The sequence below is a fragment of the Frigidibacter oleivorans genome (assembly GCF_003993775.1).
Classification (GTDB): Bacteria; Pseudomonadota; Alphaproteobacteria; order Rhodobacterales; family Rhodobacteraceae; genus Frigidibacter; species Frigidibacter oleivorans.
Genome location: NZ_RJRZ01000005.1, coordinates 1 through 19,841, shown reverse-complemented (window position 1 = coordinate 19,841; position 19,841 = coordinate 1). Strand labels below are relative to the sequence as shown.

23 protein-coding genes and 1 pseudogene are annotated in these 19,841 nt (G+C 63.4%); 11 read left to right on the top strand and 13 right to left on the bottom strand.

All coding sequences use genetic code 11. The features are described 5' to 3' along the window. Positions 1 to 3 precede the first annotated feature (3 nt). Complete coding sequence (locus tag EEY80_RS08490; protein ID WP_126976169.1) at positions 4 to 573, bottom strand: TetR/AcrR family transcriptional regulator; 570 nt, start codon at positions 571 to 573, stop codon at positions 4 to 6. A gap of 66 nt (positions 574 to 639) precedes the next feature. Between EEY80_RS08490 and EEY80_RS08485 the strand changes: the two genes are divergently transcribed. Beyond that, entirely contained in the window at positions 640 to 1,065 is a 426-nt protein-coding gene (locus EEY80_RS08485) for a VOC family protein (protein WP_126976168.1), read from the top strand. Positions 1,066 to 1,184: 119 nt separating this feature from the next. Next, positions 1,185 to 1,508 (top strand): hypothetical protein, encoded by a 324-nt coding sequence (locus EEY80_RS08480; RefSeq protein ID WP_126976167.1) that lies wholly within the window; start codon positions 1,185 to 1,187, stop codon positions 1,506 to 1,508. Between the two features lie 220 nt (positions 1,509 to 1,728). Here the strand turns inward: EEY80_RS08480 and EEY80_RS08475 are convergent, their stop codons facing one another. From EEY80_RS08475 to EEY80_RS08465, 3 genes are all read right to left on the bottom strand, one after another. Continuing rightward, positions 1,729 to 2,358, bottom strand: coding sequence for a TetR/AcrR family transcriptional regulator (locus tag EEY80_RS08475; RefSeq protein WP_126976166.1), 630 nt, complete (start codon positions 2,356 to 2,358; stop codon positions 1,729 to 1,731). Positions 2,359 to 2,419: 61 nt separating this feature from the next. Continuing rightward, on the bottom strand, positions 2,420 to 3,382 hold the full coding sequence (locus EEY80_RS08470; RefSeq protein ID WP_205749062.1) for an alpha/beta fold hydrolase: 963 nt from the start codon (positions 3,380 to 3,382) through the stop codon (positions 2,420 to 2,422). 175 nt (positions 3,383 to 3,557) lie between these two features. Beyond that, entirely contained in the window at positions 3,558 to 4,457 is a 900-nt protein-coding gene (locus tag EEY80_RS08465; protein WP_126976165.1) for a LysR family transcriptional regulator, read from the bottom strand. Positions 4,458 to 4,555: 98 nt separating this feature from the next. Between EEY80_RS08465 and EEY80_RS08460 the strand changes: the two genes are divergently transcribed. Both EEY80_RS08460 and EEY80_RS08455 read left to right on the top strand, forming a co-directional pair. Continuing rightward, positions 4,556 to 5,590 (top strand): aldo/keto reductase, encoded by a 1,035-nt coding sequence (locus tag EEY80_RS08460; RefSeq protein ID WP_126976164.1) that lies wholly within the window; start codon positions 4,556 to 4,558, stop codon positions 5,588 to 5,590. A 244-nt stretch (positions 5,591 to 5,834) separates the two neighbouring features. Continuing rightward, complete coding sequence (locus EEY80_RS08455; protein WP_164738198.1) at positions 5,835 to 7,073, top strand: Zn-dependent hydrolase; 1,239 nt, start codon at positions 5,835 to 5,837, stop codon at positions 7,071 to 7,073. A 491-nt stretch (positions 7,074 to 7,564) separates the two neighbouring features. On the opposite strand, the gene EEY80_RS08450 is transcribed toward EEY80_RS08455, so the two are convergent. Then, positions 7,565 to 8,338, bottom strand: a complete 774-nt coding sequence (locus EEY80_RS08450) for a helix-turn-helix transcriptional regulator (RefSeq protein ID WP_235829759.1) — start codon at positions 8,336 to 8,338, stop codon at positions 7,565 to 7,567. A 112-nt stretch (positions 8,339 to 8,450) separates the two neighbouring features. Here EEY80_RS08450 and EEY80_RS08445 point away from each other — a divergent pair, with 112 nt between their 5' ends. Genes EEY80_RS08445 through EEY80_RS08435 form a run of 3 tightly spaced genes read left to right on the top strand, consistent with a single transcriptional unit; the run spans position 8,451 to position 9,921 of the window. Further along, positions 8,451 to 8,816 (top strand): nuclear transport factor 2 family protein, encoded by a 366-nt coding sequence (locus tag EEY80_RS08445; RefSeq protein ID WP_205749061.1) that lies wholly within the window; start codon positions 8,451 to 8,453, stop codon positions 8,814 to 8,816. Next, positions 8,813 to 9,622, top strand: a complete 810-nt coding sequence (locus tag EEY80_RS08440; protein ID WP_126976162.1) for an alpha/beta fold hydrolase — start codon at positions 8,813 to 8,815, stop codon at positions 9,620 to 9,622. The genes EEY80_RS08445 and EEY80_RS08440 overlap by 4 nt, the downstream gene beginning before the upstream one ends. Further along, positions 9,619 to 9,921 carry a putative quinol monooxygenase gene (locus EEY80_RS08435; protein WP_126976161.1) on the top strand — a complete coding sequence of 101 codons (303 nt, stop codon included), beginning with the start codon at positions 9,619 to 9,621 and terminating at the stop codon, positions 9,919 to 9,921. The genes EEY80_RS08440 and EEY80_RS08435 overlap by 4 nt, the downstream gene beginning before the upstream one ends. Before the next feature lie 379 nt (positions 9,922 to 10,300). On the opposite strand, the gene EEY80_RS08430 is transcribed toward EEY80_RS08435, so the two are convergent. From EEY80_RS08430 to EEY80_RS08420, 3 genes are all read right to left on the bottom strand, one after another. Continuing rightward, a complete protein-coding gene (locus EEY80_RS08430) occupies positions 10,301 to 10,867 on the bottom strand; it encodes a dihydrofolate reductase family protein (RefSeq protein ID WP_164738197.1) in 567 nt (188 codons plus the stop codon). Between the two features lie 122 nt (positions 10,868 to 10,989). Next, positions 10,990 to 11,358: a VOC family protein gene (locus tag EEY80_RS08425; protein ID WP_126976159.1), complete on the bottom strand. Its 369-nt coding sequence runs from the start codon at positions 11,356 to 11,358 to the stop codon at positions 10,990 to 10,992. Between the two features lie 140 nt (positions 11,359 to 11,498). Next, positions 11,499 to 12,020: an ester cyclase gene (locus EEY80_RS08420; protein WP_126976158.1), complete on the bottom strand. Its 522-nt coding sequence runs from the start codon at positions 12,018 to 12,020 to the stop codon at positions 11,499 to 11,501. 89 nt (positions 12,021 to 12,109) lie between these two features. Here EEY80_RS08420 and EEY80_RS08415 point away from each other — a divergent pair, with 89 nt between their 5' ends. Then, positions 12,110 to 12,523: a MarR family winged helix-turn-helix transcriptional regulator gene (locus EEY80_RS08415; RefSeq protein ID WP_164738196.1), complete on the top strand. Its 414-nt coding sequence runs from the start codon at positions 12,110 to 12,112 to the stop codon at positions 12,521 to 12,523. 689 nt (positions 12,524 to 13,212) lie between these two features. Here EEY80_RS08415 and EEY80_RS08410 read toward each other — a convergent pair. After that, positions 13,213 to 13,680, bottom strand: coding sequence for a nuclear transport factor 2 family protein (locus EEY80_RS08410; protein ID WP_126976156.1), 468 nt, complete (start codon positions 13,678 to 13,680; stop codon positions 13,213 to 13,215). Positions 13,681 to 13,809: 129 nt separating this feature from the next. Beyond that, entirely contained in the window at positions 13,810 to 14,754 is a 945-nt protein-coding gene (locus EEY80_RS08405; protein ID WP_126976155.1) for an alpha/beta hydrolase, read from the bottom strand. 215 nt (positions 14,755 to 14,969) lie between these two features. Here EEY80_RS08405 and EEY80_RS08400 point away from each other — a divergent pair, with 215 nt between their 5' ends. Both EEY80_RS08400 and EEY80_RS20710 read left to right on the top strand, forming a co-directional pair. Continuing rightward, positions 14,970 to 15,872, top strand: coding sequence for a helix-turn-helix transcriptional regulator (locus EEY80_RS08400; RefSeq protein ID WP_126976154.1), 903 nt, complete (start codon positions 14,970 to 14,972; stop codon positions 15,870 to 15,872). Between the two features lie 376 nt (positions 15,873 to 16,248). Continuing rightward, positions 16,249 to 16,440, top strand: a complete 192-nt coding sequence (locus EEY80_RS20710) for an integrase core domain-containing protein (protein ID WP_126976341.1) — start codon at positions 16,249 to 16,251, stop codon at positions 16,438 to 16,440. Between the two features lie 25 nt (positions 16,441 to 16,465). Here the strand turns inward: EEY80_RS20710 and tnpC are convergent, their stop codons facing one another. The 3 genes from tnpC to tnpA are packed head-to-tail and all read right to left on the bottom strand — an operon-like array spanning position 16,466 to position 18,816. Continuing rightward, positions 16,466 to 18,022: an IS66 family transposase gene (gene tnpC, locus EEY80_RS08390; RefSeq protein WP_126976153.1), complete on the bottom strand. Its 1,557-nt coding sequence runs from the start codon at positions 18,020 to 18,022 to the stop codon at positions 16,466 to 16,468. Positions 18,023 to 18,076: 54 nt separating this feature from the next. Further along, positions 18,077 to 18,430, bottom strand: coding sequence for an IS66 family insertion sequence element accessory protein TnpB (tnpB, locus tag EEY80_RS20065; protein ID WP_164738194.1), 354 nt, complete (start codon positions 18,428 to 18,430; stop codon positions 18,077 to 18,079). Continuing rightward, positions 18,427 to 18,816: an IS66-like element accessory protein TnpA gene (tnpA, locus tag EEY80_RS20060; protein ID WP_164738193.1), complete on the bottom strand. Its 390-nt coding sequence runs from the start codon at positions 18,814 to 18,816 to the stop codon at positions 18,427 to 18,429. Before tnpA ends, tnpB begins: the two co-directional genes overlap by 4 nt. A gap of 146 nt (positions 18,817 to 18,962) precedes the next feature. On the opposite strand from tnpA, the pseudogene EEY80_RS08380 reads away from it, so the two are divergent. Next, a pseudogene (locus EEY80_RS08380) lies at positions 18,963 to 19,286 on the top strand (nucleotidyl transferase AbiEii/AbiGii toxin family protein); the annotation flags it as partial. Positions 19,287 to 19,841 lie beyond the last annotated feature (555 nt).

The following is a 19,841-nucleotide window of genomic DNA, read 5'->3' as shown; positions in this document are numbered from 1 at the left end:
CGGTTATTGGCCCAAGGTTATTATTATCCGGCGTATTGATGCATGGTAGGCACCGGGCTCGGCGCCGTCTTCGATGGCAAGAGCCGCGCGGTCGAAAAGTGCCGAGACAAGGTCGGCCAGCGCCTCGATCTCTGCCTCATCAGTGTCAGGCCTGGCGCTGATCATAGCCTCGCGAAGTCCGGCGCCGCCGCGCTCACGGTCGATCCGGCGCATTTCGGAGATACCCAGCACAGCCGGACCTTCGAGCAGCAGAAGCCGCGCACGGCCCGGCTGACGCATCGCCTCGAACCAGGCCGTGGCACCGTCCAGCAGGGCCTCCCGGTCGCGTCCTGGTGCTGCGGCCTCGACATCCGCCTGTACTGCGTTGGCTTCCGCCGCGATCACGGCCGCGAAGACCGCCGTCTTGTCCTCGAAATGGTGATAGAGCGCGCCCCGCGTCACGCCCGCGTGTCGCACGATCTCGGGCGTGCCGGTATCGGCGAAGCCTTTCTCGAGGAACAGTGCCCGCGCTGCGCCGATGAGGGCCGCGCGGGTTTCCGCACGCCGTTCGGCATTCGGTTTTCTCTCTTGCATACATACAGCCTGTATGTTAATTCCCGACTTACATGCAGAGTGTATGTTTTATGAAGGAGCAAGTCCATGAAGTCCACGCAATATTATCCGGTTCTGATGGTCGGGGACGTCGCTGCCGCCAGCGCATTCTATCAGCGGCACTTCCGGTTCCGCCCGCTGTTCGAGGCGGACTGGTACGTGCATCTGCAATCGGCCGAGGATGCGGGGGTCAATCTCGCGCTTCTCGATGGCACCCACGAAACCATTCCAGCAGAGGGGCGGGGGCGGGTCTCGGGCCTGCTGCTCAATTTCGAAGTGGCAGATGTCAATGCGGTCCATGACCGTCTTGTGGCCGAAGGGCTCCCGATCCTGCTGCCGCTCAGGGACGAAGCCTTTGGCCAGCGGCATTTTATCACCCGCGATCCCGATGGCGTGCTGATCGACGTGATCACCCCGATCCCGCCGACGGCCGAGTTCCAGGCCCAGTTCGCGGAAGAGGCGCTGCCGACCTGACGGGCGGGGGCAGGCGGGCCGGGGTCGGTCGCCTCTGGCGGTGGTGCGATGCGCAGGCGGACAGATTGCTGCGGGATCGCGCAGCCCTATCTGAAGCTGCGCCTGTTGGAGGGTTCGATATGAAACCGACAGTCGCAAGGGTCTGGCGCGGCCGGACATCGCCTGAAAAGGCCGATGATTACGAGGCCTACAACTACGAGGTGGGGATCCGCCCGCTGATCGAGAAGGCGCTTGGCGTCCAGACGTTCCGCGAAGACGCGGCGGAGTATTCGGAATTCGTGACCGTGTCCTACTGGGCGGATTTCGATGCGATGGCGACCTTCACCGGCGCCGATCCGGGGGCGATTCATCACCTGCCACGGGACAGGGAATTCCTTCTGGAGCTGCCCCGGTCCGTGCAGATCCTGTCGATACGCCACAGTCACGGCACTGTCGGCGGCTGAACTGCGGCGGGCCGTAAGGTTCTGCAGCGCCGCGGGCTCTGGCCAACCGTTTCGGGCGACGCGTCAGGCCCGAGGCAGAGGCCGTCGCACTTTGACAGCGGTTGCGTGTCCGGGCGGCGATGGCCCGGCGCGATCCGGGACAGTCCGGTTGGTGTTGCGGTCGGTGCGCCGCAGGGCGCTGGTCCTTTCGAGTCGTCTTCGCGATTTCCTGCGCAGAACCTCACGCGGCGGCGGGCCGGTCGAAGAGTTGGCGCAGGTAGCGCTGCAGGTGCTCGATGGCGTCCGTCACCGGGCGGTCGTCGGCCAGTGCCTTGGCCACCACGATGGAGCCCTGAAGGATAGTCTGCACGTAAAGCGCCAGGCTGCCGGCCGTCACACCTGCGACCGGCTGCGCGGCAAGCGCCAGTTCCAGGTTGTGCTCGACATGCGCGGCCCCGGCGCGCACCGCGTCTTCGGCCGCGCTGCGGATCAACGGGCTGCTGGCGTGGATTTCCTGCACGGTGGTGCCCGCGACACAGGAGAAATCGGCGATCTCGCCCTGTCCGATCTGTTTGCGCATGTCGAGATAGCCCAGGACCCGGTCCAGCGGATCGGCGCGCCGATGATGCGGGGCCGCGGCGAACAGCCGGTCGGTAGTTTCGACCCAATGGGCGATGACGGCGACGCCCATCTCTTCCTTGGTCTTGAAGTGATGGAAGAAGGCGCCCTTTGTTACACCGGCCGCGGCGCAGAGATCGTCGACCCGCGTCGCCCCGAAACCGCGCTGGCGTACCATGTCCACGGCGGCATCGAGAAGCCGGGTGCGGGCGTCCTTGCGGCGGCGGTCGGTCCTGGTCTCTGGGTCGGTCATTGGTGGCTCCGGTCTTTGGTCGGCCGCGCCGGGGGCGCGACCGTCATGGCAGTGAGGGCGGTCAGTTCGAGGTGGCCGGGGTCGCGGTTTCCGTCTCGTTGATGAAACCGAGCGATGTTTCCGCTAGGGCAGGGGACATGAAGATATTGTAGTGGGTCAGCCCGGGCAGAATGGCGAGCCGGTTCCGGCTCATCGTCTCGCCCATCCAGCCACCGTCCTGCTGACCGCCGCCGAGTAGGGCGTAGAACTCGATCATGTGTTGCGGCGTGATCATGTCGCTGTCGCCGTAGACCAGCATCACCGGCATTTCGAGTGTTTCGATGAAATCGCTCATGTCGAACTCTGCGCGCATGACCGTTCCGAGTTCGTCGAGTAGCCTCGGGAAGTCCTCGGGCACCGGGGCAAGGGCGGCGTAGTTCTGATACATCGGTGTCTCTGCCATCATGGGCGCGATGTCGGCCCCGATCGCCACCTGCTGCTGCTTGATCTCGGGAAAGAAGCCGTCCGAGGAATACGTGGTCGAGACAAGGACCATCCGGTCGATGCGCTCGGGGTCCGTGAGGGCAAGCTGCAGTGCGACGCCGCCGCCCAGCGAATAGCCGAGGACGTCAACAGTGTCGTAGCCGAGTTCCGTCAGGATCGCGCCCACGTCCGCGCCGAGTTCCGCCATGTCGAAGCTGCGCGTTCCCAGTGCGGTGCGACCGTGGCCGAGCAGATCGACCGCGATGACTTCGTGGCTTTCTTCGAGCAGCGGAAGGATGGGATCAAACGAGTCGTATGACATCAATCCGCCGTGCAGCAGCAGCAGGGGCGAGCCTTCGCCAGAGATCCTGTAGCCGTAGTCGGCTCCGCCCGCGACGATCGTGCCGCTACGCGAGGTCTCGGCCAGCCCGGCAGTCGCGGTCAGGGCGACGAGCGTCGCTGCAAACGCCGTGGCCAGCACCTGTTGCGCCGAACGGCGGCCAACATGGTCGGCGTGGTGGGCATCGATCGTGATCGTGGGGGCAAAGGTATTCGGCATCATTGGATCTGTCCTATTGGCAAGCATCGTTTCATTGATGATATAATACCGACCAGTTGGTATTGTTGTCAAGGGTGAAACTTTCTCTTGCCCACGGCAGAGGCGCTGATGATTTACTGGGACACCGAAGATGTGACCGCCCCCGACGGCATCGATGTGCCACGTTGGGTCGCAGCGGTCACGTCACTCGGGCATTCTGCGCCAGAAAGTCCAGAACGGTCCGAACACGCGTGGGCATTGGGCCCACTTGGCCAGTATGGATCGCGTGGAAGGCCTCAGGCGGGGCCGCATGCAAACCGCGCAGAACCGGGACCAGCCGTCCCTCGGCGATGTCGTTGCGGACGGTGAAGGCGGCCAATCTTGCGAGCCCGACCCCGGCAAGGGCGAGTTGCCGCAGTCCTTCGCCCTCACTCACTTGGACACGCCCGGTCTGAGGCGCAAATGGCTCGGCTGCCCCGGGATCAGGCGGGTCACCCGCACGGCGATAGCCGAGCCCGAGAATGTCGTGGCTTGCAAGATCAACCTGCGATCCGGGTACCCCTATCCGCGACAGATACGCGGGCGCGGCGACAAGGATCATTCCCGTTTCACCGAGCTTGCGAGCAATCAGGCTTGAACTCTTCAGTGGGCCCGCGCGCACAGCCACATCGACCCGCTCTGCCAGCAGGTCGATTACTGAATCGGTCTGCAGGATATCAAGCCTGATCCTGGGGTATCGGGCAAGAAACTCCGGCAGCACCGGTGCAAGGACGTGGATGAGATATGAGGCACTGGTGCTGATCCTCACCACCCCCTCGGCCCTTTCGCCGAGCCCCGCCGCAGTTTCCGCTGCCTTGATATCCTCGAGGATGTCGCGCGCGCGTTCGTAGAAAAGGCAGCCTTCGGGCGTTAGCAGCAGCTGGCGGGTCGAGCGGTTCAGCAGCCGTGCCCCGAGCCGCGATTCTAGCCGCGAGATCAGTTTACTGACCGCCGAAGGTGTCATCCCTACGGCCCTCGCCGCGGCGGAAAAACCGCCGAGGTCGACGGCGCGCACAAAGACCTCCATCTCGCCCGAGCGATTGAGCTGCAGCCGCGCCATGATGCGTTCATCTCACAAGTCATGTGCTTTACGATAATCTAATTCACAGAAGCGGTGCGGTCCATATCGGAGGGAAGCGATAAGGAAAGGACATTGCGATGGACTACAGACTCCTAGGAAAATCTGGCCTGAAAGTGCCGGTCCTGAGCTTCGGTACCGGCACTTTCGGTGGCTCCGGTCCGCTTTTCGGCAACTGGGGTCGCTCGGATGCGACTGAGGCGCGGCGGCTGGTCGACATCTGTCTCGACGCCGGAGTGACCCTCTTCGACACGGCGGATGTCTATTCAGATGGTGCCTCGGAAGAGGTGCTGGGTGCAGCGATCCGGGGGCGGCGCGATCAGGTTCTGATCTCGACCAAGACCGGTTTGCCGATGGGTGAGGGGCCGAATGATTACGGCACTTCTCGACTGCGGCTGATCCGGGCGGTGGAGGCCGCGCTGCGCCGGCTCGGGACCGATTACACCGACCTGTTGCAGCTTCATGCCTTTGATGCGGCGACACCGGTCGAAGAAGTGCTTTCGACCCTCGACATGCTCGTGCGGGCGGGAAAGGTCCGTTATGTCGGCGTGTCGAACTTTGCAAGCTGGCAGGTCATGAAATCGCTCTCTGCAGCCGAGCGGCAGGGCTGGCCGCGCTACGTGGCGCATCAGGTGTATTACTCGCTGATCGGGCGGGATTACGAACGGGACCTGTTGCCGATGGCTCAGGATCAGGGACTTGGCGCGCTGGTCTGGAGCCCACTTGGCTGGGGCCGGCTGACCGGAAGGATCCGGCGCGGCGAGTCTTTGCCCGAAGGCAGCCGCCTGCGAGCGACCGCCGATTTCGCGCCGCCGGTGGAGGAGGCGCATCTCTACCGAGTGGTTGATGCGCTGGATGAGGTATCCGAAGAGACCGGCCGGACGGTGCCGCAGGTCGCGCTTAACTGGCTTCTGCAGCGCCCGACCGTGTCCTCGGTCATCGTCGGCGCGCGGGACGAAGGGCAGCTACGCCAGAACCTCGGCGCCGTGGGCTGGACCCTGACGGCAGAGCAGGTGGCGCGGCTCGATGCGGCCAGCGCCCGGCCGGTACCCTATCCGCAGTTCCCCTATCACCTGCAGGAAGGCTTCGCGCGGCTCTCTCCGCCGCTGCTGTGATGAACGGCCAAGCCCTGTCGGGGGCGGGCACCCGCAAACTTGCTGCAAGGGTCCGCCCGGGCGTCGTGCGTCCGGGCGTGACAGCCCTCGCGGCTGTCGGTACGCCGTTGCGCCGTTTTCCGTACGGCATGCTCCCGGTCTGTGGAGAACGGTGGAAAGTTCGGAAGCCCGAACCTACATCAATTGGAGCGCGACGCCCGGGACGCGGGTCGCATCCCGCGGACATTCGCGTCGAAGGAGCAGCATGACCCCGGACGAGGTTCGCGAGGACTTTCAGGCCATCGCCCGGATCGGGCCGGACCCTGCCGGGGGCTGGACGCGGCCGGGCTGGTCGTCGGCAGAGACCGCGGCGCATGATTGGTTCGCGGCGCGGGCGCGCGAGATCGGATTGAGCGTCCGGCAGGACGCCTTCGGCAACACCATCGCGCGACGCCCGGGGCGCGCGGCAGCGAGACCGGCGGTCGCGATCGGGTCGCATCTCGATACCGTGCCGAATGGCGGGCTTTATGACGGGGCGCTCGGGGTCGTGGTGGCGCTGGAGGTTGCGCGCCGGGTCGGGCAGGGCGGGTGCCCGCTGGAGATCATCGTGTTCCGCGACGAGGAGGGGCGATTCGGTCCCTTCACCGGCAGTCGGGCGATGATGGGAAAGCTGGCGGAGAACGTGCTCGACACCAGCGCCATCGACGGCACGCAACTGCGCGAGGCGATGCGGCAGCAGGGCCTCGCACCGTCAGGTCCCCATGCCGCGCGGCGCGACCCGGCCGAGCTGGCGTGCTGGATCGAGCTGCACATCGAACAAGGCCCGGTGCTGGAGACTGCGGGGCTGCCGGTTGGCCTCGTCACCGAGATTGCCGGGCAGTCGCGCCTGAACCTGCGGTTCGTGGGGCAGGCGGGACATGCAGGGGCCTTGCCGATGGCGGGGCGGCGGGATGCGTTCATTGCCGCGGCGCGGTTCGCTGCCGGCTTCGACGATCTGATCCGCGCCGAAGCGGACGGCCCGCGCGGCACGATCGGCCGGGTCGAGGTCGCACCCAATCAGGGCACGATCGTCCCGGGCGAGGTGCGGATGAACCTGGAAATCCGCGACTCTGATCCGGCCGTTCTGACGCGGCTGATGACGGCGACCGAGGCCCTGGCACGGCGCACAGCCGTGCAGGCCGGCGTGACGGTCGAGGCGGCGCGCGGCTTCAGCACCGCTCCGGTGCCGATGGATGCCGACCTGATCGCGTGCCTGGCCCGGTCGGCGGAGCGCGCCGGGCATCCGGCGCGCCGGATCGTTTCAGGGGCCAATCACGATGCGGGCATCCTGGGCGCCCATATCCCTGCGGCGATGCTGTTCGTACCATCGCGCGATGGTCTGTCCCACGTGCCCGAGGAACACACCGACGAAGCTCCAATCCTCGCTGCAATCGAGACTCTGGAACGGGCCGTGGCGGCTCTGCTGGAGCCTGGTCCGGTGGAACCGTCTTCGCCGCAGCTGTAGCCGTATTGGCGGGAGGAAGCTTCGATCACCCGTTTGGATAGCGTCTCATCGACCGCCGTCCCGAGGATTGTTGTAGTGCTTGGAAAGGCAAGCATCCCACGCTGGTTCGTCAGGCGGCACGGCGCCGCGATGTGCGGGTTCGCGGTCAGATCATCGCTGCCATTGGCCTGACCAGGCGCAACCAGATCGCCTGTTGGTGCATTTTGCCGGGGTGGGGAGCCGTGCATCGTCCGAAATGGCTGCATCGCGGGTCAGTCGTTTCAGCATGTGATCCCGCGAGTCGCGAAGGCGTTGTCGTGCTGCGAGGCCATCCGACTGCCGGCGGAGGCAAAGGTCCGCACGTTTTCGGCCAGCAGCTCGGGTGATGCGCCCGTGATCAGCACCTTGACGGTCGGGTTCGCGGTGATGAGCGTCCAATGGCGATCTACCGTCAGCGCCGGGTGGGGATAGCCTGACCCGTTCCTGATCAAAGCCCCGTCGAAGCGGATGTGTCAGCTCGTCAATGCAAGGCGTGTCGCCTCATCCGCAGGGTAGAAGCACTCGAGCGTCAGTTCGGACAGGGTTACGTCCGTCGCCGTGCCGAACACCGTGGTCGTCGAGATGAAGGACAGCACCGATCCGCTTGCGGGATGGCGCAATGTCAGCGGCACCGCAATACAGCCGGCGACACCGGTCGCGGATTGTCCATTCGGTGCAGGCAACGCTTTCAACTCAGCGTGAAGGACGTCGAGGGCAGGATCCAAGCTCCGATCGGCATCATGCCGAAGCCGCGCGAGAACATGGTGACGCCACTCCGCGAGATTGACGATGTGGCGTGCCAGGCCTTTGGGGTGGAGGCTGGCGCGCAGAACGTTGACCGGCGGTTCAAGCAGCTCTGCAGCGACATCGGCCAACAGCGCCGTGGCGGCTTCATTGGCGAGAACAAGATTCCAGTGGCGGTCGACCGCCAGTGCCGGAAACGGCGCGTGGCCTCGGAGAACCGCCTCAACGACGGACTTCGCGGCCGCCATGTCGGGCTCGTCGATTGCCCGCTCACCATGGAGTGGTGCATAGCCGCCGGCAAGCAGGAGCCGGTCGCGTTCACGAGGCGGCAGGCTCAGCGGCGCGGCCAAACGCAGGAGCATCTCACGGCTCGCCGCCGACCGTCCGCTCTCGACGAAACTGAGGTGACGTGTCGACACATCCGCTTCCAGGGCAAGGTCGAGCTGGCTCAAACGCCGCCTCCCACGCCAGTCGCGAAGAAGATCGCCGACGGTGAAATCCATATGGGTCATTCTGTCATGATACACACATATGGCCGCAGTGGCATTACCTGAGAGGTAATCGCTTTGCGCCGACTCCTTGCCCATTCTGTCCCGAGCAAAGCACGGAGAAAGAATGATGATCGAACCCCACAGCATCGCCCAAGCCTACCTCTCGGTCTGGAATCAATCGGATGACGAACGACGTGTAGCGTTGCTGGCAGAAGGCTGGTCGAAGGGCGCGACCTATGTCGATCCCCTGATGAACGGCACGGGCCGCGACGGCATCGCCGCGATGATCTCAGCGGCGCGCGCCCAGTTCCCCGGCCACGGCTTCACCCTTCGAGGCACGCCGGACGGCCATGGCGACTACGTACGCTTCGCCTGGGACCTGGCTCCTGCGGACGGCCCGCGCGTTGCCGGCGGCACGGATATCGTCAGACTGGACGGAGACGGCCGCATTGCCGAGGTGGTCGGCTTTCTCGATGGAGCTCCGGCATGACCCCCGGCTTCATCCCGCGCGCCGAGGGGCAGGGCCTGTTCGTCAGGGACTGGGGTTCGGGCCCGCCCGCCTTGCTGCTGGCCGGCTGGGGAATGGACTCTCGGATCTGGGCGGAGACCATGCTCCGGCTGAATGCTGGCGGCGTGCGCACGGTCGCGTATGACCGGCGCGGTCACGGACGCTCGACCGACTGGGGGGACTTCGAGTACGAGGCCCTCGCGGACGACCTCGCGGCGGTGATCGAGGCGCTCGACCTGCGAGGTGTCACCCTCATCGCCCATTCAGGCGCGAGTGGCGAGGCGTTGCGCTACCTGTCGCGCCATGGGTCCGATCGCGTGACGCGCCTTGTTCTTGTCGGCGCGACGGGTCCGCGTGTGCTGGCGGATGACGGCGAACCCGGCGTGACACGGGAAATGCTGGACGCCCTTTGCAGCCGACTTGCCTTCGACCTTTCCGGATGGATCGACGAGAACATCGAACCATTCGCTCCAGGAACGCCGGCGCGTCTGAACGAATGGATGGCATCCATGGTGCTGGACTGCTCACGCCGCGCGATCGTCGAATTTCAACGCAGCATCGGGGAGGCCGACCTGACGGCGGACGCGGCGGCGCTCCGGCTTCCGGTGACGATCATCCACGGGACCGCAGACGTTTCCGCCCCGATCGAGACAAGCGCCAGTGTCTACGCGGCGATCGTGCCGCAGGCCGAGCTGCTGATCTACGAGGGGCGTGCCCACGGCGTGATGGTGACCGATGCCGAGCGGCTTTCCGCCGACATTCTCAGACAGATCGGAGACGCGAGATGACCGAGACTTATGTGATCACCTTCCACGTGAAGCCGGAGCAGCGCGTTCGCTTTCGCGAACTGCTCGATCCCGTGCTGGATGCGATGCGTCACGAGGACACCTTCGTCCACGCCGCGCTTCACGTCGATCCGGAAGACCCTTGCGTCTTCCAGTTGCACGAGACCTGGCGCGACCGCGACGATGTCCTGAACGTGCAGCTCAAGCGTCCATATCGCGATGCCTGGCATTCGGCTCTGGACAGCCTTCTCGCGATGCCCCGCGACATTCGCGTCTGGCAGCCGCTGCGCGCCGATCCCTGAGCGGTGGAGCTACGGGTGCCCTCTGCACCGCCGCCAGAATGAATGGCCGCTTACATAGGTGATCGCCGGCTCATCGATGGTGAGCCCGATGCCCATGCCGGTCGGACCCTTGCCGGAGATGGATGGGCCACTTCAAAGTAGTGGCTGGCTCACGGCCATACCGCACCCCTCGGAGACGTCCTCCGGGTTCGGGTCGCCTGCGAGACAAGCGTATGCCGCATCTGTCGTGCGGGCAAATCAAGCTGGGATTGCATCCTCATCTGGCGAGCGGAGTGTGAGCCTGGCCGTCCGGTGCCTGCCGCAGATTTCGGGTATTGGCCGTGGTTTCCCGAATGAACCTACCCCCGACCGTACTCTGAGCGTTCGCCAAGCCAGACTGCTAGATGCTCACCGCGTACTGCACCAGCACCACGCCGCTGCCGAAGGCCGCAGCCCGAACGCGGGTCAACTCGACAGTCTTTCCGAGACTATCAAAGACGTTCAGGCCGCCACCCAGCAACAGGGGGTGGACCAGGAGGTGCAACTCGTCGAGCAGCCCGAGCGAGATGATCTGACCAAGGACATCGGCGCTGCCGTACATCACGGTCCGTTCCGCACTCGCCTTGATGCCACCGATGCTGTCTGCCGTTACCGCGCTGACGATCTCCGTCCCGGCCCAATCCGACGCCTCGAGTGTTCTGGACACAGCGATCTTCCGGGTGCCGTTGATCTTCTCTGCAAAAGCCTGTTCGAAAGCGCTTGCCTGAGGCATCTGCGGAACGTTTGGCCAGAAGCTCGAGAATTCGCGATACGTCTTGCCACCAAATAGGACAGCGTCGGCACCGCCGATCAGATCGAGCTCGTAAGCCCCCATTTCCTCGTCGCCCCGTATCCAGGTGAGATCCCCTCCGTTGCCAGCGATGAATCCATCGACCGAGATCCAGTTCCTTGCGATCAGTCTTCCCATGTCCATCCTCAAGAATGACAGTGTTCAATCAAATGCTCGACGAACGCCTCAGAAAGGGCGAACGTCTGCGACCATTTCCAGCGCGACGCTGCCCCGTGAAGGGTAGCCCCGCTCCCCTGTGACTATTCCGAGCCGTCCACAAATCCGCGAGGCGGCTCGGCAAGGTTTATGCGATTGCCCTCGGGATCGATCAGTTGTGCAACCGCCCCGAAATCGCCGCTCGCCTCGTTGATCAGTTCCATGCCGGCAGCAGCGAGGCGCGCTTTCTCGGTCGCGAGATCCGGCACGACAATCGTCATGATTGCCTGCCCCGCGCGCTCCGCTTCCTCCCAGACCTGGAGCCCGGCCCCTCCCATGTTCCGCCACTGGGCCATTCCGGGAATGGGCGTGTCATCTGCCGGACGCCCCATGAATCTCTCGTACCATGCCACGCCCGCGTCGAAGTCTTCGACGATGGCGGCAGCGTAGATACCCTGGACGGTGATCGACATCGCATCTCCTGTTTGATGGGTTTTGACAATCATTGTTGTTCCATTGGCTGGTCGGGCCCGTCCCGTTGTCGCGTCGAAGGCAGGCATGACGCCGACAGCGGGTCAGGTATTATCAGCCGAGACTCGTTCACACATTCTGATCAAAGCGAGGCAAGGGCCGCAGTCGCGAATGCCGCAATCAACCCGCCGACAGCTGCCCCGCCCCAGAAGCGGTATCCGGACAACCACATCGAGATGACACGGCCTTTGGAGAGCGCGCCGATTTGCATGAACAGGGTCATCATGTCGGAGCAGATCCATTCCTCGGCGAGTTTTCCGTTTTCAAACCTGTAGACCTCGTGGCTGGTGTACGAGACCCGCTTTGCCGTAGGGCGCGTTCCCAAGAACTCTCCCTGGTGGGTGCCGGATATCTTTACCCGCACTGCAAGCTTGTCCTGTGAGGCAATGATGTCCTCTATCTCGACCCGTGTGTCGGGGAACGCATCGAGCATGATCTCCGCATGCTTTCGCCACGCCGCCCGCCCATGTTTCTGATGCGGCATTTCGGCGATGTTGATGATGAAATCGTCAGTCATGAGAGAGGTGCACGCGTCGATGTCGCGACGGTTGAGCGCTGTGAACGCCGCGCGCAGTATCTCGATGTTCTCGTCAGCGGTTGTCATGCCAAGCCTCGTTGACGGAGTGACGGCCGAAGGGCCATAATGTGTGCATGACACATAGTGAACAATATTCACGAACCAGGCAAGAGGCCTTGTCGCAGCTGCTCCTTGTGACCGATCTGATGCGAGCCGACATGCAGAGCGGGTTGGAGCAGCGCGGTCTGACTCAGGTTCGAGCGCACCTGATCTGGGAACTTGGGAAGAAGCAGCCGGTGACGCAACGCGAACTGGCCAAAGCGCTCGATGTAAGCGCCCGCAATGTCACGACTTTGCTCGACGCGCTCGAGGCAAAAGGCTTTGTCCGGCGCTCGGCGCATCCGACCGATCGGCGGGCTATCCTCGTCTCGCTGTCACCGGAGGGGGAGGCGGCGAGGGAGCGCCTCGAACGAGACATGATGGACCTCGCCAACGTCCTGTTCTCAGCCGTCTCGCGGGACGATCTTGACGCGTTCATGCGCGTCGCGGCAGCCGCAGCGGAGCAGCTTGCAGCACTCAACGCACGGTAGACAGGCTGACGGGATGTGCAGACCGGCGATGTCCGGGCCGCCGAGTTCACGTCCAATCGCCACGGTGACAGCCCGCTGCTATCGGAACACCGGTAACAGCCCTCCGACGTTGTAGACACCAGTTTGGTCACGGCCGACGGTGCCAATGACACCAGGCGCTTTCATGGAGCGATCATCGAGTGGGAATTCAAGGCGAGCATGCCCATCCGCCGGAACGGTCGCGCCTGGAATGAGGATTGCGTCGTTGCTCGCGTCCGCAACGACGTCCTGTATGAACAGAAAAGCCTCGGTGGCGCTAAACCGGAACGACCGATCGGCTACCCTCTCCGAAGCCAGTTCGAGGCGCGCATGAATTGGCACAATTCGTTCGGAGAAGATTCCCCCACACTATCGGGACGACGGGCTGCAGAGGTCCAGGTCTGTGCTCCCATCACAAAATGGCAGACCGCTTTCGGCACCGCCGAGATCACTGGCCCTGACTGAACGGAACACAGGCTGAGCGCAGATCGGCCGTCAGAATATTGGCGAAGAAGCGCCCATTTTCTTTGGCAAGGGCCCTCGGATCTGTAAGCTCAATGAGGCTAAGTCCTTGATAGTGAAGATCACAGCGCCATTGGCTGGGGCGATGGGATTGCGTCCGGCTATAAGGACGTTCTTGGACCACAACTATTGCCTCCGGCTGGCGTTCCCTATTGCAGGGATGCCGCTCGTTGGCCGGCGCGGCGGGTTAATTCTCGGTCACCGAACTCGTGGGTCCATTGCATTTTCAGCGAACTGACCCTCCAACGGCCGTCCGACTTTACCAGGCCGTATTCGTAGTGACCGGAAATTACCCATTGCTCTGCACCTATCCGATGCGAAGCCTGGAAGTCAGCCTCCATCACTGCCGATCTGCCATCGAATGCCATCACAGTGTGATTGGCGACCAAGTGTAGAGTCTGATCGAACCCGGGAAGGAAGGCCCTCCATTGCGTAACCACTTCTTCGGCGTTCTGAGTGGTCGGTTCTCCACCCCACAGGCTAGTGTAATCCAACGTGACAACCTCGTCGAAGGCGGTAAGGACACGGTGCCAGTCGTGGCGATCTGCACCAGCGGCAATCGCGGTGACTGCGTCTATCATGGCAAAGCGATCCTCTGCCGGGATGGGTTGCGCCATCACGGCTCCGGCGGACAGAGCGAGGATCGCAGCGGTGAGACGAAATGTGGGCACGATTAGGCTCCATCGGTTGGGTGGGATCAAGAACCGCCGGGCAAGGTGAGGCCCGGCGACCGTATGTATGCGCGCTCAGTTCATTCCGGCCGCACTGAGATGCTGCGCAACCATATCGGCGGCGGCTTCGACAGCGGCCGGATCGTCGTAGAATTCGAATTGCGTGACATCGGGCAGCCAGAGCTGGGTGACATCTCTGGCATATCCGGCAATGAAACGCCGGGCGCCCTGCGGGATCGCGGCCGCGTCGGAATGAACGATGGCCAAGGGTTTATCGAGCCTGGCGGGATTCTCGGCCGGTGCATAAGTCAGCCAGCCTTCCCAGCCTGCGTTGTTCCACTGGTTGTCATACTCCGGGATCGCGCCGCGCGCGGGGTCGTAATAGTATCCGCCGATTGGCATCAGAACGCCTTCGGCACCCTCAGGTCCGGCCGCGGGAATAACCTCGCCGCCGGCTGCCTCGGCTTGGCGGCTGACTTCGATCAGCTCGGCAACGCCAGCGGCGCCGCCATAGGTGGCTTCGACGATTTCAGCATCGTGGAGCCAGGGCGCAACCAGCGCCACGCGCCGCACCAAAGTATTGCCCGCGGTAGCATCGACCATGTAGCCGGCCGAGGCGCAGATGCCGAGCCCATTGATATCGGCGACGTCCACCTCGGGCAGAGTTGCGACATGTTCAATCGCCGCGCGGATGTCTTCGATCTTGTTGCGCGGGCTTTCGACATAGCGTACACCGCCGGGCAGATCGCCCGAAGCGCCCCAGCCGCGGAAGTCGAAGGTCACGGCGGCGAAGCCGCGTTCTGCCATTTCGCGCGCATAGTTTGCGGGCATCTGCTGCTGGACCGATGTCCATGCGCCCGTCACAATGACAGTTGGCAATGGAGTGCCGTCATGGCCCTCAGGCAGGTACAACGTTCCGCTGAGCGTGCAGCCGCCGCTTTCGAAGCTAAAGGATCGGCTCTGCGGCGCGGCAAGCGCGGTGCTGGCCCAAATAGAGGCAGCAACGGCAATGATAGGCATCTTTTTCGGAGTTATCATCAATTTTCCCTCTCGCAGCGCAAAAGTGGCATGGCTTGGCAGTTAATGTTAAAGTTCAGCAGCTTATCCGTCCTCGCGCATAGCGCTCGCCAGGTGATAGCCGAGGTGCATGGTCCTACGCTTCGACTTACGGCGGGCATTTTGCGTCTCAACTTCGGGAGGTTGTGCGCCCGCAGTAAGGAAAGCGTGTTAGATTAATTGATCATCAGCGACGTTTTGAGGATAGGAGCGATCGAGTCCTGGTAGTCACACCACCATCAGATGACACCGCCGCACGCCGACGGTCCGAACTGAGTGCCTTTCTAAGGGTCCGGAGGGATGCGTTGCAGCCTGAGGCCTACGGGATCGCACGGGGGAAGCGGCGTCTCGTCAAGGGCCTTCGGCGTGAGGAACTTGCGGCGGCTGCCGGTGTCGGCCTGACTTGGTATACATGGCTGGAACAGGGGCGGGACATTAACGTTTCGGCCACTTCGCTCGGACGGATCGCATCGGGAATGCGACTTTCGGAAACCGATCGGGCCTATCTCTTCTGGCTTGCCGGCCTGCAGCACGAACCGCCGTCAGCGCTGTCGTCCGAACTCGCACCCGAAATTGCCAAGGTGCTCGACGGCTATCATTGGCCGGCGGCGGCGATGACCCCGATGTTCGAGCTTCTTTGCGCAAACAAGATGATGCATCGTATTTATGGCTTCGATCGGAGTGTCGGTCCGTTCCATCGCAATCAACTCTGGCAGACGATGATGAATCCGGAGCGACAGGCACTTCTGGCCAACTACGAAGAGCAGGCACGTCACTTCGTTGCTCTGTTCAGACTGAGTTCCGCCGCGTGCGTTGGGCAAGGAGACTTCGAGTTGCTCATCGATGCCTTGAACGCAGAAAGTCCGCTGTTCCGCGAAGTTTGGTCCACCCGCCTGTCCGAACCACCGGTACCGCGAGCAGTACGTTTGAGGCATGTCGATCTGGGAGAAGCAGCGTTGCATGTGGTACGTTTTCCCCTTTCAATTCCTCACGGCGGAATGGTTTTCTTCCTAACGCCGGAGGATGAAGGGACATCTGCTGCCTTGACGCGTCTAGCTCGAGAGTTGACGGGGGGGGCATGACAGCGGATCTCCACTTAAAGCATCGCAACAGATCTAATCGATGGAACTATAGCGTGGGTTTTGAACTCTTTATGGTGTTGAAAGCCGTGGATTGCGATCTGGACCTGGCCGGCCAAGGTTTCTTAGTTCATCCGCCATCGGAGCCAGACGAGCCCTGCTCGAGCGATCAACCGGTGCATCTAAAGGGACCGGATGTACTGCGCCGCAGTCCTTGAACGATCAAGATTTTTTAAAGATTTGAGAGCTTGAGGCACAGTGTTTTGTGCTTTAGGAGAGTTTGGCGATCAGCAATCTTTCGCAATCGCCACCCCGTCGAGAAACTGATCCAGGGAACGCTTTCTGGCGGAACGATCAAAAGCGTAGGCTGGTTGTTTGAATTGGTTGCCAGTCAGAAGTCCTGAGATGTAGCCCGCGACGGTATCGGCACGCCTGGGAAACAGGATCGCAGGCAAAGGCCGCCATCGGATCTTGGATCACCTTCTACAACCATCGACGACCCCACACTGCCCATGGCGGACAGCCGCCCGCCGTGGTCCACTTCAACAGCATCGAAACCGACCAGCAGTAAGCGTTTCCTGCAGATCACGTCCTGCTCAACTTGACGGCCTGAAGCTCCACGGCAGGAGGTCGTCGAGACGGCTTTGCGGGTGGCCGTTTGCGAGGGCTTCGAGCGTCGCCTTGAGATAGGCGAAGGGCTCGATGCCGTTGATCTTGCAGGTCTCGATCAGTGACGCGATGCGGCCCCAGACGATGCCGCCCTCGTCGTGACCCGCGAAGAGCGCGTTCTTGCGGTTGAGGGCCAGCGGGCGGATCATGTTCTCGACCCTGTTGCTATCGATCTCGACCCGGCCATCGGTCAGGAAGGTCTTCAGCCCCTCCCAATGATTGTGGATGTAGGCGAGCTTCCCGCCGAGCCGCGATTTGGCGGAGATCCTGCGGCGCTGCGCCTGCAGCCACGCGCCGAAGGCCGCCACCAGCGGCGCGCTGCGGGCCTGACGGGCCGAGAGGCGCTGGCCCGCGGAGGTGCCGCGGATATCGGCCTCGACGGCATAGAGCTCGGCGATCCGGCGCAGCCCCTCCGCGGCGATGTCCGAGCCATCGCGGTCGAAGACCTCCTTCAGCTTGCGCCTCGCATGCACCCAGCAATGCGCGACGCGCAGCGGCACGCCGCCCCGGCGCGCGGGCTTTGTGAGGCGGTTGTAGCCAGTGTAGCCATCGATTTGCAGAATGCCGTCGAAGCCGGTCAGGAAGGCTTCGGCATTCTCACCCGCGCGGCCGGGGGCGTAGAAGTAGACCACGCCCGGCGGGGCCTCGCCGCTCCAGGCTCGATCGTCGCGGGCCAGCGCCCAGAGATAGCCGGTCTTCGTCGTGCCGCGCCCCGGATCCAGCATCGGGGCGGTGGTCTCGTCCATGAACAGCTTCCTGGATCGCCGCAGGTGCTCGGCCAAGCGGTCCACGATGGGCCTGAGGTGGAAGGCGGCTTTGCCGACCCAGTCGGCCAGCACGGCGCGGTGCAGATCGAGGCCTGACCGCGCCAGGATCTGGCTCTGGCGATACAAGGGAAGGTGGTCGGCATATTTGCTGACCAGAACATGCGCCAGCGTCGCCTCGGTGGGCATTCCACCCGGGATCAGATGCGCCGGTGCCGGCGCCTGGGTCACACCGTCGGTGCAGCCCCGGCAGGCATACTTCGGGCGGATGGTGACGATGACGCGCAGCTGCGCGGGCACGATATCGAGGCGCTCGGTCCGGTCCTCGCCAATCCTGTGCAGCGGACCGCAACCGCAGGGGTAGTCGAGGCTCTCGGGTTCGACGACCACCTCGATGCGCGGCAGCGCCGCCGGGAGATTGCCGAGCGTGCGCCGAGGCGCGGGTCGGGTCGCTGTGTCGTTAGTCCTGGTCCCGCGCGCGGCCTTCTCCGCCTCGACTTCGGCGAGGGCGATGGACAGGTCTTCGAAGGCCAGCTGCCGCTCGTCTTCCGAGAGCTTCTCCGAGCGCTTGCCATGCTGGGCATGGTTCAGCTCGGCGATCAGATGCTCCTGCCGGCGGGTGATCTCCCGAAGCGCGATGACCTCCTCGATCAACGCGAGCGCCGCCGCGCGTTGCGCGGCAGGCAGGGCGGAGAGATCCAGATTGAGGGCGGCGGGCATGGGGCAAGCCTACCACGATCGACCCGCAAAAACACGCAAATTCAGAGCGTTGCTCTATTCCACCGCGGCGGGCGGTCGCGCTTCCAGCGCCTTGACCCTGCGCCAGTCGAGCCCCGCAAACAGCGCCTTGAACTGCGCGTGGTTCAGCGCCATCAGGCCATCCTTGACGGCAGGCCAGGTGAAGCTGCCACTCTCCAACCGCTTGTAGGCCATCACCAATCCGGTGCCGTCCCAATACAGAAGCTTCAACCGGTCCGCACGGCGCGACCGGAAGATGAATACCGTGCCGGTGAACGGGTCCTTGCGCAGCACCGACGCCACCAGCGCCGCCAACCCGTCATGGCCCTTCCGGAAGTCGATGGCCTTGGTCGCGATCAGGATCCGAACCCGGTTCGACGGGAAGATCATGCGCCGGCCGTCAGCGCGTGCGCCACGGAAGCAATCCGATCTGCCGAGGCACCGGCCTCCAAGCGGATGATCGCGGCACCCATGGCGATCTCCACTCTGTCGGCCGACAGGGGCGCTGCGGCAGGCGGGTCCGCCCCCGGGCCGAGGATCAACGCCGCGAACTCGACGGGGCCCTCGGGTGCAGGCAGGACCAGCCGCCCCTTCCGAGCCATCGTTCGCCACGACGACACATGGTTCGCCGGCAGACCATGCCGCCGCGCCACGCCGTTCACCGTGGCACCGGGCACCAGCGTTTCCGCCACGATCCGTGCCTTCAGCTCATCCGGCCACTGCCGGTTCCGACGGCTCCGACCTGCGGCTGGGAGAACCTCCAATATGGTCTCCATGGAGAACCTCCGTCCTGATAATCACGCACCTCCAACGAGGTGATCGGGACGAAGGGCGGAAGGTGCGGTGCTGACGCCGCTTACGACCAGCAGGCGCAGGCAGTAGCTTAAACATCCTCGAAAACTGTCCAAGCATCGGGGAGTAGCTCATGGACCCGAACCTTATCGACCTCGATCAGCCCTATACGAAAGAGTTCGAGGGCATGACGAAGGTGCATGTTAGCCTCGAAGACCTTCTGGAAACCCGCAAACGGCTGGTTGCGGACATCCGGTCTCGTCTCGATGGAAAAGTCAGGACGTTTCTCGTGAGCCTGCATGACGGCACGCCAGACTTCGACGCTATCGAGCGGCCGCGGGCGGCTGACCTGCCTGCGGTTCGTTGGAAGCTGATCAATCTGGAGAAGCTGAAGAGGGATAACCTGGCCAAGCATGCGGAGTACCGATCAGCGCTGGAAGCGCTGTTCAGCTAGTCACCACTGCGGCTATCGCTCCGCTCGGGGGACTGACCTGTCTCTGCTGCTAAATGCGAGGCAGGAATACCTCGAAGGCAAGGTTTCCCAAACGGCGCCAATGAGTTACATTAAGCAGCGAGTTTGGGGATCTGGCGTTCCACCAATCGCATGTATCGTTGGTTGCACGCCCCCGCAACCAACGATAATTGCGAAACCTCCGCAGGCGCCGCCGCGGAGGTTTTTGCATTTCCAGACCCATTCCGCAGAGATCGTCTGTTGCGCCCTCCCGCAACCAGAATTAACAAACGCAATGACCCCGCCACTCCGGCGGGGTTTTGCGTTTGAACCGAAAGCGCAAGGATTCCAGCGAGAGCGCCCCGCGCGTCGATCTCTGTTGTTGTCGATCCGATCGGCCGCCTCGCCCGGAACGGGATCCGGGACGTTCCGTGCTGTGACCCCCGATCACTCGTCCATCTGATGCTAGAGTCCGGCCCAAGGAAAGGACCGGACATGAAGAGATCGAAGTTCACGGAAGAGCAGATCATTGCGATCCTGCGGGAGCAGGAAGCTGGG